Genomic DNA, 18,149 nt, shown 5'->3' on the forward strand with positions numbered 1-18,149 from the left:
ACTACAATTTACTGCTTTTTAGCAGGTTGTACAACTTTTATATACAATCTAATACAAATGCACTACCGGTATAATTAATTAAAAACAATCAAATAATCATTCGTTATGAAAAAATTATTATTCACGTTAATGTTATCAGCAGCTTCAATGTCTGCATTTGCTCAAAATTATACAAATGATAAAGCGCACTCAAAATTAGGCTTTTCTGTTTCTCACATGACAATTTCTGATGTTGAAGGACAATTCCAAAATTTTGATGTTCATTTAAACTTTACAAAAGAAGATTTAAGCGATGCAAAATTTCATGTAGTTGCAGATATCAATTCAATCAATACAGGAGTTGAGGCACGTGATAATCATTTAAAATCAGCAGATTTTTTCAATGCAGCAAAAAATTCAAAACTAGAATTCTCTTCAAAAGGAATTACACGTGTTAAAGGAAATCAATTTAAAATGGTTGGTGATTTAACATTAAACGGAGTAACTAAACCAGTTGCATTAAAATTAGTTTACAACGGAAGCATCAACAATAACGGAGTTAAAACGTACGGATTTACAGTAAAAGGAAATGTAAAAAGAAGTGATTTTAACATCGGTGGTAATTTCCCAGAAGCTGTTGTAGGTGATGTTGTTACATTAACATCAAACTTAGAATTTTCAGCTTCAAAAGCTAAATAATAATAAATAAAATATATTATAAAAATCGTGGATTTCAATACGTTAAAATCAATTACTTCAAGTTTTTCTACAACTGATAAAATGCCAGTTTTATTTTTAGGACATGGCTCTCCGATGAACGCAATCGAAGAAAATATTTTTGTAGAAGGATGGAAGAAGATTGGAAAAACAATCCCAAAACCAAATGCGATTATTTGTATTTCGGCACATTGGGAAACGAAAGGAACTAAAGTTACGGCTTTAGAACAACCCAAAACGATTCACGATTTTTATGGTTTTCCGCAAGCTTTATTCGATGTTGAATATCCAGCGCCAGGAAGTCCAGAATTAGCAACAGAGGTCAAAAATTTAATTAAAACAACAGAGGTTGATTTAGACAAAATGTGGGGATTTGACCACGGCTCTTGGAGTGTGATTAAATTTTTGTATCCAGAAGCAGATGTTCCGATGATAGAACTGAGTTTGGATGTTTATAAAACGCCAAAAGAGCATTACGAATTAGCGAAGGAATTAGACGCTTTGCGTAGTAAAGGGATATTAATAGTAGGAAGTGGGAATGTTGTACACAATTTGAGAGCATTAAATTGGAGCGAGCCAAATGCTGGTTATGATTGGGCTTATGAAGTGAATGATACATTCAAGAATATTGTTCAAACAGGTAATCACGACGAATTGTTCAATTTTGTACAAAAAGGTAGCGCATTTAATCTTGCTGTCCCATCTATGGAACATTATTTGCCAGCTATTTACGCATTAGCATTACAAGGAAAAGAAGAGGAGCTAACACTTTTTAATGATAAACTAATTTATGGATCATTAGGAATGTTATCATTCAAAATAGGATAAATAAAATCAATTTAAATAACAAATAAAAACAAAACATTATGGCAACAAAATGGAATTTAGACCCTTCTCATTCAGAAGTCCAATTTAAAGTAAAACACATGGTAATTTCTACAGTAACAGGAAATTTTGATCATTTCAATGCTGATGTAGAAGCTAATTCAGATGATTTTTCTGATGCAAAATTTGAATTTGATGCAAAAGTAGATTCAATCAATACAAAAAATGCAGATCGTGATGGACATTTAAAATCAGCTGATTTCTTTGCTGCTGAGCAATTTCCAGAAATGAAATTTGAAAGTACTTCAGGTATTCAAAACGGAAAAATTAATGGAACTTTAGAAATTCGTGGTGAAAAACAGCCAATTACATTAAATGCAGATTTTGGTGGAGTTATCACTGATCCATGGGGATTACAAAGAGCTGGATTCGAATTTTCAGGAGAAATCAACCGTAAAGATTACGGATTAGGATGGAGCCAAGTAACAGAAGCTGGAGGATTAGTGGTTTCTGATAAAGTAAAATTATTGGTGAATTTAGAGTTTACTCAAGCCCAATAATCATAATTTTTAATAGCAAAAAAACCACTTCAAACGAAGTGGTTTTTTTTGTGTTATTTATTTTTGTTCTCCCAAAAAGTAGCATTTTTAATTCCGATTTCTGTAGGATTAAAATCAGGATTTTTAATTCCTTTTTTACGTTTGTCTTTATAATCTTTCCAGACCTTAAGCCCAACTCCGCTTAATAATAAAATAGCAATAATATTTACCCAAGCCATCAGACCAACACCAATATCTCCAATTGCCCAAGCAGTTTCAGCAGTTTTGATTGTTCCGTAATACGTAGCACCTAAAAAACAAATACGTAAAATCCATACATATACTTTTCTATTTCCTTTCTTGAAAATGTATGTAATATTCGTTTCAGCATAATAGTAATAAGCCATAATCGTTGTAAAAGCAAAGAAAAACAAAGCAATCGCAACAAAACTATTTCCGAATGAAGGAAAATGACTTGAAACAGCTGCTTGCGTAAAACCTGTATAATCTACTCCAGGAAGATTTTGAGTAATGAAACTTCCCGCTTTTTCTGGGTGATTCACATTGTATTTTCCTGTAAATAAAATCATAAAAGCAGTTGCAGTACACACAAATAATGTATCGATGTAAACAGAAAAAGCTTGTACCAAACCTTGTTGTGCAGGATGGTTTACTTCCGCAGCCGCAGCCGCATGAGGAGCAGTTCCTTGACCAGCTTCGTTAGAATAAATTCCACGTTTTATTCCCCAAGCAATTGCAGATCCAAAAACACCACTATAAAGTGATTCTTGATTGAAAGCTGATGAAAAAATTAATCGTAAAACTGATGGAACTTGATGGATATTCATTCCAATAATAATGATTGCCATTAAGATGTAAGCGCCTGCCATAAAAGGAACGATAAATTCAGAAGCTTGTCCCAAACGTTTTACACCTCCAAAAATAATCAAGGCTAATAATCCAATAATGACGAATCCTACAATGTTGATTGGAATTCCTACAAAATTATAAATAGGAATATCAAACGCGTTATTCAAAGCAGATGAAATACTATTCGACTGAACGCCTGGTAATAATAATCCACAACTCATAATTGTAATGATTGCAAACAAAACCGCGTACCATTTGATTCCTAAACCTTTTTCGATGTAGTATGAAGGACCTCCACGATATTCTCCATCGATTTCTTGCTTGTAGACCTGTCCTAATGCAGATTCTATGAATGCAGATGCACTTCCTAAAAATGCGATAAACCACATCCAAAAAATTGCTCCAGGGCCTCCCATTGCGATTGCGGTTGCAACACCAACAATGTTTCCGGTTCCGACACGACCAGAAATTGCTAAAGAAAAAGCTTGGAAAGGAGTGATTCCTTTGTCCGATTTTTCGCCACTAAATAGCAAGCGAACCATGTCTTTTATGTAGACTATTTGTAAAAATCCGGTGCGAATAGAGAAGTAAATTCCTGTTAAAGCGCAAAGTCCAATCAAGGCATATGACCAAACGTAGCTACTTATTAGATTGATGATATCATCCATTTGAGTAAAAAATTTTGTTCTTGTGTTTATTTGTGGTGCTAAAATGCTAAAAAAATCTTAATTATAAGATTTAATCTGTTTATTTATTCGAAAAAATAAATACAAGCAAGAATTTTATTCTAAATTTTGAAGATATATTATTTAAACCTTTAGTTTGATAAAAGGTGTGTAATTGGTTAAATACAAATAAAAAAGGTTGCAAATTACTGTAACCTTTTTCTGTTTTTTTATTATGATCGAATGATTTTTAGTTTTGCAAAATTTAAGAGTAATTTTTTTTCTCCTGCATTATCAAAATGAATAATTGCTTTCATATCTGATGGTTCTCCTTGCAAATCTTTCACAATTCCTCGTCCAAAACGATCGTGAACAACAACTTGACCAACTTGCAAACCTTGTGCATTTGCTGTTGATGAAGCGTTACTTTTTGTTTGATTTACTGGTTTGAAATTTGACCTTGGTTGAGCTGGTTCTACACGAGCTCTTGGATTTGGTCTTGCAACTGATTTTTCTCGTTGTTGATAGTTTTGTGGTGTTGGTTCATCTCCAAATAAATCAGCCGATAATCCACTATTATTAGAAGCTCTTGCAGAAATATTCAGATTTTTCCATTCTAAGAAACTATCATCAATTTCTTCTAAGAAACGAGAAGGTTCACAATCGATAATTTTTCCCCAACGAAAACGTGAAACAGAATAGGTCATATAAGCCACTTTCTCAGCGCGTGTTAAGGCAACATAAAATAAGCGACGTTCTTCTTCTAATTCAGCGCGCGTGTTAACACTCATCATAGAAGGGAAAAGATTTTCTTCTAAACCTGCAATAAATACAACAGGGAATTCTAAACCTTTTGCTAAGTGGACCGTCATCAAATTGACCTTATTATCGTCATCTTCTTCGTTATCCGCATCAGTTGCCAAAGCAATATTTTCTAAGAAACCACCTAAAGAAGCATCTCCTTCGTCTAATTGTTGTTGTTCTTCGACATAACCTTGGATCGAATTTAACAACTCTTGAACGTTCTCTAAGCGAGAAACACCTTCTGGTGTAGAATCTTCTTTCAACGCATTCAACAATTGTGTTCTTTTAGCCATTTCCATTGTTACTTCATACACATCATGTGATTTTAGCATCACTTGGAAACGCTTAATCATCAACACAAAATCATTCAATTTGTTTGATGTTCCTGCATTTATTCCAATGGTTGGAGCATACATCGCAATATTTTCAATCAAAGAAAATAAACTAATTTGATGTTGATCTGCCGCAACCAAAAGTTTTGAAATAGTCGTTTGACCAATTCCACGTGCCGGATAATTGATTGTTCGCAATAAAGCTTCTTCATCATTTTGATTAATCAATAATCGCATATAACCAACCATATCCTTAATCTCTTTGCGTTGATAGAAAGATGTTCCGCCATAAACACGGTACTGAATTCCTCTTTTTCTCAAGGCTTCTTCTAACGCACGAGATTGTGCATTGGTACGATAAAGAATAGCAAAATCTTTTGGTTGAAGATGTTCATTTATCTGTCTTTCCCATATCTGCGTTGCAATATAACGCGCTTCATCAGCATCAGAAAGTCCACGATAAACGGCTATTTTTTCACCAGTTTCATTCGCAGTCCAAACATTTTTTTCTAATTGATCTTGATTTTGTTTGATAATCTGATTCGCAGCTTCCACAATCATTTGCGTCGAACGGTAATTTTGTTCCAATGGATACAATTTCGCATCAGGATAATCGGATTTGAATGATAAAATATTTCGAATATTTGCACCACGGAAAGCATAAATAGATTGCGCATCATCACCAACTACACATAGGTTTTCGTAACGAGAAGCCAATGCTTTTACAATCAAATATTGAGAATGATTGGTATCTTGGTACTCATCTACCATAATGTATTTGAAACGTTCTTGATATTTTGCTAAAACCTCAGGAAAACGCGTCAAAATTTCGTTGGTACGCAACAATAAATCATCAAAATCCATTGCACCAGATTTGAAACAACGATCTACATAAGCTCTGTAAATATCACCCATTCGAGGGCGCATTGCTTCATTATCTGCTTCAATTAAAGCTTGATTATTGTGATAAGCTCTAACTGTAATCAAGTTATTTTTGTATTGAGAAATACGTCCCAAAACTTGTTTTGCTTTGTAAATATCTTTATCTAAATGCATTTCGTTAATAATCTTTGTCATTACAGAAACTGCATCTTGTTGATCGTAAATTGTAAAATCTGATGGATAACCTAAAAGCGGAGCTTCAACACGTAGAATGCGCGCAAAAACAGAGTGGAAAGTACCCATCCAAAGAGCTTTTGCATTCGCTTCACCAACCACATGTCCGATACGTTCTTTCATTTCTCGGGCAGCTTTATTGGTAAATGTTAAAGACAATATATTGAAAGCATCGACTCCTTTATTTAGTAAATGAGCAATGCGATAAGTTAACACTCTCGTCTTTCCAGAACCCGCACCTGCAATCACCATTACTGGACCTTCGGTAGCTTCTACAGCCAAACGCTGTGGTTCGTTCAGTTTTTCTAAATAATTTTCTTCCATCGTGTGCAAAGTTAACCTTTGTGGTGTAAAGGATAAAATAATTTTGAAAGATTATATATTTTCTTCTATAGATATATTGCAAAATATATGCGATTATAAAGATTTATTATCAAGAGATAGAAAAAACGTACGAATTGAAAGTTGTTTCGTTACATTGATAAGGAAATATTCTGTATATTTACACAAATTTTTTATATGACAGACGAATCAGTAAAATCAAGTAATTACGAAATAGTAAAGCAAGTGTTTACGAATTTTTTGGAAGACAATGGACATCGTAAGACACCTGAACGTTATGCTATTTTAGAGGAAATTTATTTTACAGATGATCATTTTGATATTGATATGTTGTATATCAAAATGAAAAATAAGAAATACCGCGTTAGTCGTGCTACTTTATACAATACTATCGAGCTTTTGATGGAAGCAAAATTGGTGCGTAAACATCAGTTTGGAGATCAACAAGCGCATTACGAAAAATCATATTTCGACAAAAATCATGACCATATTATTTTGTCTGATACAGGAGAAGTATTGGAGTTTTGTGATCCAAGAATCCAATCTATCAAACAAACGATAGAAGATATTTTTGATATCAAAATTGATAATCATTCATTATATTTTTACGGAACTCGTAAGAATAAATAACCTTGATTTTATAAAATCAAAAGACCTTTTACGATTTCGTAAAAGGTCTTTTTTGTTATTTTTAATTAGAAAATTGATCTAACAAATCAAAAGAAGGAACAAAAAATAAAGTTCCAGTTTTAGCTTTACTAAAATCTAATATTCGATCATAGTTTCCGATAGGTTCACCAACAAACATGCGTTCTAACATTTCTTCTACAATGCTAAACTTTCTAGCATAAGCAATAAAATAGGTTCCCATTTCATTTGTCGACATATTTCCAAAAGGCATATTATCGCGAACAATTTTTTTGTCATCTCCAACATTTGCTAATGCAGAATGTGAATTCGAGGGTTTTTCATCGTCATTCATTTCAATATCATCAACTTTAGATCTTCCAATTACTTTTTCTTGTTCAGAAATTGGTAAATCTTTCCAAGCTTGCATATCATGAATGTATTTTTGCACAAATAAATAACTTCCATTTGTATAAGCAGAATCTTCATTGCCAATCAAACCAAAATTTATTCTTTCGTTACCTTGTGGATTTTCAGTTCCATCAACAAAACCTAAAATACTACGACCATCCCAATATCTAAAACCATGAATTTCTTCTTGACAAGTAGCAACATCATTCAATAAATCAGTCAAATTAGAAACAATATCAACGCAATAGCTTTGTTGCGTAGAGCGGATATGAAAATGAATATCGCCTTTTGTAGAAACGGCTTCATGCTTTTCTCCTTTAATGGCAACAAAAGGTTTTAATTCTTTCGGCAAAGGTTTTGGTAAATTTAATTTTATCCAAGCATCGTAACTAATTCCTAAAATAACGCTCGATTGCGTTTTCGGAAAACGTGTATTGGCTGAATGATTGAGATTGATAATTAAAGCGCAAAGCTTTTTGAAAGCATCTTTGTAAGCAGTATTTTCCTTAAAATTCCAAACCATAAAAATAGTATTGGTGTTTGGACTGTCTAATACATTTTGATATTGAGGCATTTAATAGATTTATAAAATTGAATATGAAGTTAAGAATTTTAAAACTGAATTTGATGAATAATCGTTATTTTTTTAATTAAATTAAGACTTGAAAATCTATCATATTGATTAAAATATTATGAAAATTTTAAGTATTAAAGCACGTTTTAACGTAATAATTAATTTTTAGGACTAAAAAAATAATACTAATTTTGGCTAGCACTTTTTTGAAGTGAAATAGAGATTAAATAAAAATAATAAGTAATTGTTAATTAATTATATAAATAGAAATAAAACAGGCTTGAAAGTTGCTTTTTTACTTTCATGTTTTATGACGATAAGTGCTTTTGCGCAACAGAAACCTAAAAAAGAAAAAGTTAATCTAAGGCATGCTGATTTAGTAGAACATGATCCGAAACGTTTTGAGGGAAATGATTTTTTATCAGGAAATGTTGTAATCGAATATAAAGGTGATGTAATTTCGGCTGATAGTGCGGTTTTGTATCGTGATAAAAACTTGGCTGTTGTTTGGTCGAATGCACGTTTGGTGAGCAAAGACAAAACAATTACGGCGCATAAAATGGAGTATGACGGAAACACAACAATTGCAAAAGCTTTCAAAGATGTGGTGTTGACTGATCCAAGTTCTCGTATTACGGCAGATTATATGGATTATAATCGTACAACCGAGATTGCGACTGGTATTGGGAAAGTAGAAGTGAAGACACCTACGCAACAAATAAGTTCTGAGAAAATGATTTACGAACGATTGACAGGAAATATTATTGTAAATGATACTTACAAAACAATTGGTTCTGATGGAACTTTAGTCGAAGGACGAAATGTTGTGTATAATGTAAAGTCTAAATCGGCAAATTTTGGTTCAGAAGTTTTTATTACGAATAAAGATTATACGATTTATTCGAGAAAAATGACGACGAATGATATTACGGGAATTACAACTTTCCGCGATTATTCTAAAATTACACGTCGAAATGATCCATCACAATATATCATTACTTCGGATGGAGATTTTAATAAAAAAACAGGTGAAGCTTGGTTAAGAGGAAATTCAAAAGTTTATTATCAAAACAAAACGTTGACGGCTAAAAAACTTTATTTCAACGATAAAACAGGTTTTGGTAAAGGTGAAGGCGATGTTTTTTTGGATGATCCATTAGAAAAAAGATTTTTGAAAGGTGATTACGGAGAAGCTTTTAAATACTTAGATTCGGCTTTTGTAACGAAGAACGCGTATGCTGTGAAAGCGTTTGATAAAGATTCGCTTTACATAAGTGCTGATACTTTGTTGGCGGTAAAACGTCACGATGTTGATTCGACTTCATTGGTGAAAGCCTTTCATAAAGCGCGTTTTTACAAATCGAATGCGAATGGAAAAGCAGATTCTTTGGTGTACAATCAAACTAAAGGATTGATGCAATTTTACAAAGATCCAATTTTATTTTCTGGTGATAACCAAGTTACAGGAGATTATATCGAAGCGTATACAAATGCGAAAACAGAAAAATTAGACTCGATGAAAGTGTTTAATAATGCTTTTGTGATTGCTAAAGTGGATTCGCTTGTGGAAAATGAATATCATCAAATCAAAGGAAAATATTTAACTGTTCTTTTTCAGGATGATAAAATTGATTTTATAAATGTAGAAGAAAATGCTGTTGCGTTGACGTACATGGATGATACGGATCAAAAAACGAAAGTGAAAGAACGTTATGGAGTTAATATTTCTTATTGCGGAATTATAGAAGTTGATGTTGTAGGAAAAGATGTTGAATTGGTTGCATGTCGCATAAAATCGGACGGAAAAATGTATCCATTGTCTAAATTTCCTGAAGAAATGCGTTATTTACCCGATTTTAAATGGCGAATTTCTGAGCGATTAAATACTTGGCGAGATATTTTTATCGAATCGAAATAATCTTTTCATAAATTAATCGTTTAATTTCTAAAACTATAAATGAAAACTACATCTATCATATTATCTATTCTATTATTATCAAGTTGTTATACATACAAAGCTTTTGATCCTGAGGAATATGCTTTGGAAATGTCTAAAGGCAATAATCAGACGGCTAACTCTAATGAAAGAAGTCGTTCCAGAGCTGATATTGTTGAATTGAGAAGAGAACGCAAAAGTGCTAATGAAAATGCAATTAGTTCATCTCTTTCAGAAAGTAAAGAAGAATTAGCTGCATTAAAAGCTAAAAAACAAGAGAATAAAGAAGAGAAAGTAGTGATAGATCCTTCTACAATTAAAATTTCGGATGTTATCAAACCCGATCAATTTTATAAAGTAGATGCGCAAGGAAAAGAATATACAATAGAGGCAAAGCAATGGAAAGCTGATACCTTATATGCTGTTGTAAAAGGAACAGAAAAAGAATTGAAGTTTCATAAAAATGATATTTCATCGTTCAAAATAAGAAAATTTTCGAAAGGTAAATCAGATGCTCTTACTGTTGCAGCGTATGCAATGGGCGGTGCAGCTGTGCTTTTTTTATTAAAATAAAATGGGAACATTAAAAGAAGGATTTTTCAAATATCAGGCGCAAACAACAAATTTTGCATCTGGTTTTGAAGTCGATTACGCAAAGGGCTCTTATATCTATGGAAAGGATGGAAGAGCCTATCTTGATTTTGTGGCTGGCGTTTCGGTGAATACACTTGGACATAGCCATCCGCGTATCAATCAAGCGATTATAGATCAGGTAAACAAATATATGCATGTCGCTGTTTATGGTGAATATGCGCAAGAAAAACCAGTCGAATTATGCAAGCGATTGGTTGATTTAACACCAGAAGGATTGGATCAAGTTTATTTGGTGAATTCTGGAACAGAAGCGATTGAAGCTTCGCTTAAATTAGCGAAACGTTTTACAGGTCGTCGTCAATTGATTTCTTTTCGTAATGCCTATCATGGGAATACACATGGTTCATTAAGTGTTTCGGGTGATGAACGTAAGAAAGCTGCTTTCCGACCATTGTTACCAGAAGTTTATTTCATCGATTTTAATAACGAAGAAGATTTACAAAAAATTACCAAAGAAACGGCTGGTGTTATTGTAGAAAGTATTCGTGGTGCTTCTGGTTTTAGATTACCAGAAAATGATTTCTTTATCAAGTTGAAAAAGCGTTGCGAAGAAGTTGGTGCATTATTGATTATGGACGAAATTCAGCCAGGATTTGGACGTACAGGGAAATTGTTTGGTTTCGAGCATTTTGGTGTTGTGCCAGATATTGTGGCAATGGGAAAAGGTATGGCAAGTGGTTTACCTGTTGGTGCGTTTATGACTTCTGATAAAATTATGAGTTCTCTTAAGCAAAATCCTCAATTGGGACATATTACGACTTTCGGAGGAAATCCTGTGATTGCAGCTGCAGCTTTAGAATTACTAAATGTTATAGAAGAAGAGAAATTAATGGATGATATTGATCGTAAAGAACAATTATTCAGAGAAAATCTACAGCATCCAAAAATTAAGAAAATTCACGGAAAAGGTTTGATGTTAGCTCCTGAGTTATCATCGCCAGAATATACGTTGCGCGTTCAGCAAGAATGTATGAATAGAGGCTTGATTCTTTTCTTTTTAATGTATAGCATCGAGAATTTACGAATTACACCGCCAATTAATATTTCGGATGAAGATATTATAAAAGGTTGTGATATCTTAAAATCTGTATTAGACGATTTAGAATAAATTGTATAAACAAAAGAGAATCATAATTGATTCTCTTTTTGTTTAACTCTTTCTTCCATACAACAATATTCTCTTAAAGGAATAAATTGCAGGAAAAGTCTTATAATATTTCTTAATTCTCGTTTTAAATTCTGTCGTAAATAATTCTTGTTGTTCAGTCGTTAAACGTTCCATATAAGGAATCAAGGCAGAACCAGAAATGAAATTATAAAATTCTGTTTCGTCATTTCCGTAAATTGGATAAACTTTCATGCTGATGTTCAAATCCTTCAATCCATTATCAAACATGATTTTCGCATAATCATCTATCGTTAACATAGGTGAATCTCGATGAAAATTATTCAGAAAATCTGTAAAAGGTTTTTCTCGTGCTAAATCACTCAAAATAACATTCAATACATTATCTTTTTGACAAGGCATTTGCACTGCAAATTGTCCATTAACATTCAGTTTTGAGATTAATTTAGGAAACAATTCTTCATGATTATCCGACCATTGTAACGCTGCATTACTAAAAATTAAATCCTAAGTTGTATCTGAATTTGCAAAACCTTCAATTGTTTGTTGTTGAAATGTAAGATTGGCTAAATCAAATTCTTTTGACTTTTCAAGCATTTCCTTAGAAGAATCAATTCCTAAAAAATTAGCGTGTTCAAATTTATTAGCAAGAATTGCTGTTTGTTCGCCAGTTACACAACCTACATCTATGCAATTTTTCAAATTATTAGTAGAAATTAAATCCGCTAAATCATAAAAAGGTTGATAACGAATATTTTTGAATTGATTATATCGTTCGGGATTCCAAGGCATTTTATTAAGTTTTGAATGTGATTAAAGTTAATGAAATTTTATAATACTTAATCCACTGTGTATTTTGAATAAAAATTTGTCAGTTCGAGTGATTTGAAGAAATGAAATGAATAAAAATTCTAAAAGAATTTTACTCGAATTGACGGTTTAATTGCTAAAATTATCAAAATGCACAATAGGTAATATTATGATTAATGTAGTTTTTAACATATAATTATTCTAAAATGTCGTTTATTTGAATTTTGTAAGAATAAAGATGAGTCAAGAATTAGAAACTATTGCAGATTATTATAATAAAATTAGTTTAGAACAAGCCGAATTGATGAATTCTGCTAACTTTGAACACGATAAAGCGCATTTTAATATTTCTTTGCGTAAATATTGTAGTTTTAAAAGTCCATATAGTCGGCGAGATTATTACAAAATCAGTTTGTTGATTGGTGAAGGAATTTTTAAATATGGAAATAATGAAAGATATATTTCTAAACCGGTTTTATTTCTTCCATCTCCGCATATTTCTTATACTTGGGAATGTAAATCGAGTTTGCAAGAAGGTTATTTTTGTTTATTCAATCAACAATTTTTTTCTGAAAATAAAGAGTTTGATGTCTTCAAAAAAACATCTTTGTTTAAAGATTGGAGTTCTCCTTTTATTGAGATTTCTGATGAACAATTGCCTTTGATTTTGTCTTATTTTCAGGAAATGTATCGTCTTAATCAATCCAATTATCAATTGAGATATTTTAGTATTCGTAATCATTTATCTGCTATTTTTCATTATGTTTTAGAACAAAAAGTTGATGAAATACATGCGGTTGAATTGCCATCAAATGTGAGATTGTATAAGAAGTTTGATGAATTATTAAATAAACAATTTCCACTAGATTCACCTGCTCATCCACTTATTTTGAAAACACCCGCTGATTTTGCAACGAAATTAAATATTCATGTAAATCATCTCAACTCATCTGTGAAATCTGTAACAAAACAAACAACGACACAAATTATTAAACAGAAAATAGTTGAAGAAGCTAAAAACCTGTTGTTGTATACTGATTGGGATATTGCGCAAGTTGGTTATACATTAGGTTTTGAGGAACCTGCTCATTTTAATAATTTTTTTAAAAAACATACTTTAACTTCTCCATTAAAATTTAAACAAGAAAATTAATTTATTTGATTTTTGTAATTTTTTATTTATCTTTTTTAATTCCTCAATTTCACATTCATTTTACTTTTGCATAGTAAAAAATGATTTATGTTGAGAGAAGCATCAGAAAAAAGGAAAAAAATTATAAGTATACTTGGTTTCTTTTCGATTCCAATTTCGGGATTTGTAACAGATATCTATTTGCCGTCATTTCCGTCGATGGCAAAATCGTTGATAGTTCCAGAAAGTAGTATTCAATTAACTCTGACTTGTTTTTTATTGAGTTATGGTTTATCTCAATTGTTTATTGGAAGTATTTTGGATGCAATTGGACGATATTATCCAAAAATTGTAGCATTATTTGTCGTATTAATCACAAGTTTAGTTATCGCGAGTACAGATAGCATTTTGTTGATTTGTTTTCTTCGAATTATTCAAGGAATTTCAGTTGCGATTATTGTTATTGCAACTCGAGCACTTTTTATTGATATTCATACACCAGAAAAGGCGAAACATTATTTAGGTTATTTCACGATTGTTTGGTCATGCGGACCTATTTTGGCTCCATTTTTAGGTGGATATTTAGAAAAGTTGTTCAATTGGCATGCGAATTTTTATTTTTTAGCTATTTACGCTGCTTTAATTTTAATTTTTGAATTGATTTTTAGTGGGGAAAGTATTGTTGAAAAGATTAAATTGAATTTGAAAAACGTTATTGATACTTATAGAATGATGCTTAGAAATCAATTATTTATAGTTGGAATTATGATACAGGCTGTTGCTTATTCTATTGTAATGATTTTCAATATTATTGGTCCGTTTTTAATTGAAAATACCTATCATTTTAATTCTGTAGTGATTGGTTATTCAACTTTAATTTTAGGTTTTTCGTGGATGATTGGCGGATTTGTAGGAAAGAAAAGAATGCATCTTGACTTTAAAGAAAGTATAGCTTTACCTATTATTGTACAATTAGTTTTGATTTCTCTTTTGATTATCGCAGGTTTCTTTGTTCAAAATCTATTTGTTTTATTATTCTTTGCGTTTTTCATTCATATTTGTTCGGGAATTTTATTCACATCATTCTTTACTTCAAATATGATGGCTTTTCCTAAAAATGCTGGTGTTGCTGGTGGTTTGATGGGAGGAATGACGTATATTATTACTTCGCTTACAAGTTTTATTATCTCAAGTACTGGTAAAGTTGATACTCAAAATGGGTTAGCAATCCGATACTTTATTTTTTCATTTCTATTATCTGTAATTATTTACGTTATGTATAGAATGAAGAAATCTACACGAAAAAAAGCTATAATCGTATAATTAAATCCGAGCGAATGCTCGGATTTTTAACATATTATTTTCTTTAAATACTCTTTTAAATCTTAAAACCAAATTCTTAAGGTTTATTAAACGTTTAAATTTCTTGTAACTATTACCTTTTTTATGACTTTTAGTTAAAGCTTTCTTAATTATTAAGTAACACCATATTGTGAGGTAAAAAATAATTTTGGGTTTCAAATAAAACATATACATGAAACTTAATTTATTTCAACTATCAGCAGTTGTTTTTGTGATGGGAGCAACTACTGCAGTTTATGCACAGGGAGATTTAGCAGGTATATCGGGAAAAATTACTGATGCTAATGGTTCGGATTTGCACAATGTAACCATTGTTGTGAAAAATGAATCGACAGGATTTACAGCTTCTACGAAAACGAATGAAAAAGGAGAGTATAACTTAAAGCAGTTGCCATTAGGTTCTCCTTATACAGTTACTATTATTTCGGAAGAACATGGTGAGGAGATCTTAGAAGGATATAGTTTGAATCAAGGAGATTTAATTTGGGTTCCGTTCAAATTTACAAATGGAACGACTGAATTGAATGAAGTGATGGTAAGTGGGCAAACTTTAAAAAGTTCTATTAAACAAGTTGGTGCGTCTACTTCTGTATCGGCAAAAGATTTACAAACTTTACCTGTAAATGGACGAAATTTCACTTCTTTAATAGATTTATCTCCGTTGAGCAATGGAACAAGTATTGGTGGTCAATTATCTTCGTCTGTTGATTATACGATAGATGGAATGTCTAATAGAGGTACTATTGCAGGAGGTTCTACTTCGTCTTCTTATTCTATTTCGATGGAAGCGATTCGTGAGTTTAAAGTGGTAACAAATGAATATGATGTAACAAACGGGCGTGCTGGTGGTGGAACAATTAGTACTGTTACAAAGTCTGGGACGAATAAAATGCAAGGAAGTGCATTTTTGTATGGTCGTACAGATTGGCTTTCGAGTCCGTATGATATTCGTGGAAATAAACGAGATAATGAGTTCTCTACTTATCAATATGGTTTTTCTTTGGGAGGACCAATTAAGAAAGATAAAGCACACTTTTTTGTTGCTTGGGATCGACAAGTTGATAAACGTCCATTATTCATTGCAAATATTAATAATGAAAGTGACGAAGCTTTATTTAATGTAACACAATCTACTTTAGATCAATTTTTGAGTATTGCGCGTGAAAAATATGGCGTTTCGAATAATCCTCAGTTTGGATCATTTAACAAGAATAAAGATACAAATGCTGCATTTTTACGTTTAGATTGGCAGATTAATGCAAGAAATTTATTAACGCTTCGTAATAATTTTGTACACGAAAAAGATTTATTATCAGAAGGTGATAATACAAGAATCAATATGTACGAATCGTATATTGATCGTAAGAAAACCGACAATAGTTTGATGTTATCGTTGAGAACTGATATTAATGATGATATTACAAATGAATTAAAAGTTCAGTATTTTTTAGAGAACCAATCTGTATTAGCATCAAAGGAATTACCAACTGCATCTATTCCGCGTGCGATTGTAGAAGGAATTAGTTCTACGATTAATGGTAAAAATCAGTTTACAAATATTCAGTTAGGTGGACAACGCTTTTCTCCAGAATGGTTTAAAGGAGATGTTGTGCAATTGGTGAATAATATTTATATCAACCGAAATAATATCAAATATACTTTTGGTGGAGATTTCTCGTATTACAGAATGGTAAATGTGTATGGTAGTGAAATGAACGGACGTTTTTATTTTACTGGTATGGACAATTTTAAGAACATGACACCTTATCGTTATGCAAGAGAGATTAGATTGACGGATGATCCTTCTACAGTTATTAATCAACTAAGTTCTGCGGTTTATGGACAAATGGAAACAGAGCTTTCTCCTGGTTTAGACTTAATGGCTGGTTTGCGTGTAGAGAATATGCAATACTTGAATGGTGCAAACTACAATGAAATTGCTGATAAACAATTGGGTGTTAGAACTGATAATAAGATTAATACGTGGCAAATTCAACCTCGTTTTCAATTGACTTGGGATGTTAATCAAAATAGAAAAGATTTCGTAAAATTTGGTGGAGGTATTTTTGGTTCTTCACTTAATCCTTATTCTATGATTAATAATATGTTGTTTGATGGAACAAAGGTTGCTGCGGTAGATATTGAAGGTGCTTTAGTGCCAACGCCAGATTTTATTGGTTATAGACAAAATCCTGATACTGCTCCAGGAAAAGATTTGTTCAATAATCCTAATATTGAAAAATTAATCACAATAAATGCGAATAGTAAAGATGCGAAAGTGCCAACGGTGTATAAGTTAAATGCTTCTTATAACCATTTTTTTAGTGATCGTTTGCGTGTAGGAATTAGTGCTTATGCTAACTGGGCGCGTAACAACTATATGTATGTGGATCGTAATATGGTTGATGAACCATTTTTTAGAATTGCAGAAGAGGCGAATCGTGGTGTTTATGTGCCAGCGTCAACAATAAACCCTACAAATGGAGCTGCCAATTGGGTAAATGGACGTAAAACGAAAGACTTGGGTCGTGTTTTAGAATTAATTAGTGATGGTAAAAAAGATCAATATGCATTTGTGTTAGATGGTATGTATCGTTATTTCAAGGATGGACAGATTTCTGTTTCATATACTTGGAATGATTCGAAAGATAATACTTCTTATAATGGTAATGTTGCGAATACAGCGACGTTGAGTTTGATGGTTGCTGAAGATCCTCGAAATTTAAGTAAAATGAATTATTCTGATACACATTTCCGTCATAAACTGGTTGTGTATGGACAATCACCAACTTTTTGGGGAATGACTGCTGGTATTCGTTTTAGTGGAATAGGAGGAACTCGTTATTCGTTGGCAGTGAATGGTAACATGAATGGAGATTTTGTGAATTCGAATGATTTGGCTTATATCTATGATCCAAATAGTGCATCAACACCAGATTATTTAAAGAAAGGAATTCAGGCAATTTTAGATAATCCAGAAGTAGAAAAACATACAAAAGATTATATCCGCAAAAGTTTTGGAAAAATAGCAGAAAGAAATGGAGGTATTAATGGGTTTGCTGGAACGTTTGATTTGCGTTTAACAAAGAAGTTCAATATTATTGAGAAGCATAAATTTGAAGTTGGTTTTGATATTTTCAATGTAGCGAATTTATTGAGTAAAGATTGGGGTGTTGGTCCTCGTATTGGAAAGCAAAATATTTATTCAATTAAAAGTTTTGATGCGACAGAGAAGCATTTTGTATATAATGTAAATACTAATACAGGAAAAACAAGTTATGCGTTTAGTCCTTATCAAATTCAGATAGGATTTAGATATAGTTTTTAA

Annotated in this window: 15 protein-coding genes; 10 read left to right on the forward strand and 5 right to left on the reverse strand. The window is 32.0% G+C overall.

What is annotated here, in order from left to right; genetic code table 11:
- Positions 1-105 precede the first annotated feature (105 nt).
- From B4L98_RS14295 to B4L98_RS14305, 3 genes are read left to right on the forward strand one after another with little or no spacing between them, the layout of a single operon-like run.
- On the forward strand, positions 106-678 hold the full coding sequence (locus B4L98_RS14295; RefSeq protein ID WP_221855071.1) for a YceI family protein: 573 nt from the start codon (positions 106-108) through the stop codon (positions 676-678).
- A 27-nt stretch (positions 679-705) separates the two neighbouring features.
- A complete protein-coding gene (gene ygiD / locus B4L98_RS14300; protein ID WP_221855074.1) occupies positions 706-1,524 on the forward strand; it encodes a 4,5-DOPA dioxygenase extradiol in 819 nt (272 codons plus the stop codon).
- A gap of 38 nt (positions 1,525-1,562) precedes the next feature.
- Positions 1,563-2,081, forward strand: coding sequence for a YceI family protein (locus B4L98_RS14305; RefSeq protein WP_125350085.1), 519 nt, complete (start codon positions 1,563-1,565; stop codon positions 2,079-2,081).
- A 53-nt stretch (positions 2,082-2,134) separates the two neighbouring features.
- Here B4L98_RS14305 and B4L98_RS14310 read toward each other — a convergent pair whose 3' ends face one another.
- Both B4L98_RS14310 and B4L98_RS14315 read right to left on the reverse strand, forming a co-directional pair.
- On the reverse strand, positions 2,135-3,598 hold the full coding sequence (locus B4L98_RS14310; protein ID WP_221855076.1) for an alanine/glycine:cation symporter family protein: 1,464 nt from the start codon (positions 3,596-3,598) through the stop codon (positions 2,135-2,137).
- A gap of 230 nt (positions 3,599-3,828) precedes the next feature.
- Positions 3,829-6,171: an ATP-dependent helicase gene (locus tag B4L98_RS14315; protein ID WP_286494898.1), complete on the reverse strand. Its 2,343-nt coding sequence runs from the start codon at positions 6,169-6,171 to the stop codon at positions 3,829-3,831.
- Positions 6,172-6,366: 195 nt separating this feature from the next.
- Between B4L98_RS14315 and B4L98_RS14320 the strand changes: the two genes are divergently transcribed.
- Entirely contained in the window at positions 6,367-6,819 is a 453-nt protein-coding gene (locus B4L98_RS14320) for a Fur family transcriptional regulator (RefSeq protein ID WP_038331681.1), read from the forward strand.
- Positions 6,820-6,880: 61 nt separating this feature from the next.
- Here the strand turns inward: B4L98_RS14320 and B4L98_RS14325 are convergent, their stop codons facing one another.
- Positions 6,881-7,801, reverse strand: coding sequence for a Dyp-type peroxidase (locus tag B4L98_RS14325; protein ID WP_115000647.1), 921 nt, complete (start codon positions 7,799-7,801; stop codon positions 6,881-6,883).
- Positions 7,802-8,045: 244 nt separating this feature from the next.
- On the opposite strand from B4L98_RS14325, the gene B4L98_RS14330 reads away from it, so the two are divergent.
- The 3 genes from B4L98_RS14330 to B4L98_RS14340 are packed head-to-tail and all read left to right on the forward strand — an operon-like array spanning position 8,046 to position 11,499.
- On the forward strand, positions 8,046-9,719 hold the full coding sequence (locus B4L98_RS14330; RefSeq protein ID WP_260392455.1) for an OstA-like protein: 1,674 nt from the start codon (positions 8,046-8,048) through the stop codon (positions 9,717-9,719).
- A 39-nt stretch (positions 9,720-9,758) separates the two neighbouring features.
- Positions 9,759-10,310: a hypothetical protein gene (locus B4L98_RS14335; RefSeq protein WP_125349463.1), complete on the forward strand. Its 552-nt coding sequence runs from the start codon at positions 9,759-9,761 to the stop codon at positions 10,308-10,310.
- 1 nt (position 10,311) lies between these two features.
- Entirely contained in the window at positions 10,312-11,499 is a 1,188-nt protein-coding gene (locus B4L98_RS14340; protein WP_291078596.1) for an aspartate aminotransferase family protein, read from the forward strand.
- Between the two features lie 42 nt (positions 11,500-11,541).
- Here the strand turns inward: B4L98_RS14340 and B4L98_RS14640 are convergent, their stop codons facing one another.
- Together B4L98_RS14640 and B4L98_RS14645 are read right to left on the reverse strand one after the other, a co-directional pair.
- On the reverse strand, positions 11,542-11,973 hold the full coding sequence (locus B4L98_RS14640) for a hypothetical protein (protein ID WP_313097228.1): 432 nt from the start codon (positions 11,971-11,973) through the stop codon (positions 11,542-11,544).
- A gap of 51 nt (positions 11,974-12,024) precedes the next feature.
- Positions 12,025-12,309: a methyltransferase domain-containing protein gene (locus B4L98_RS14645; protein ID WP_313097229.1), complete on the reverse strand. Its 285-nt coding sequence runs from the start codon at positions 12,307-12,309 to the stop codon at positions 12,025-12,027.
- Positions 12,310-12,565: 256 nt separating this feature from the next.
- On the opposite strand from B4L98_RS14645, the gene B4L98_RS14350 reads away from it, so the two are divergent.
- From B4L98_RS14350 to B4L98_RS14360, 3 genes are all read left to right on the forward strand, one after another.
- Positions 12,566-13,480, forward strand: coding sequence for a helix-turn-helix domain-containing protein (locus tag B4L98_RS14350; RefSeq protein WP_125349466.1), 915 nt, complete (start codon positions 12,566-12,568; stop codon positions 13,478-13,480).
- A gap of 87 nt (positions 13,481-13,567) precedes the next feature.
- Positions 13,568-14,782 carry an MFS transporter gene (locus B4L98_RS14355; RefSeq protein ID WP_291078598.1) on the forward strand — a complete coding sequence of 405 codons (1,215 nt, stop codon included), beginning with the start codon at positions 13,568-13,570 and terminating at the stop codon, positions 14,780-14,782.
- A 211-nt stretch (positions 14,783-14,993) separates the two neighbouring features.
- Complete coding sequence (locus B4L98_RS14360) at positions 14,994-18,149, forward strand: TonB-dependent receptor (protein ID WP_291078600.1); 3,156 nt, start codon at positions 14,994-14,996, stop codon at positions 18,147-18,149.

Source organism: Empedobacter sp. UBA5528 (assembly GCF_002426075.1).
Taxonomy (GTDB): Bacteria; Bacteroidota; Bacteroidia; order Flavobacteriales; family Weeksellaceae; genus Empedobacter; species Empedobacter falsenii_B.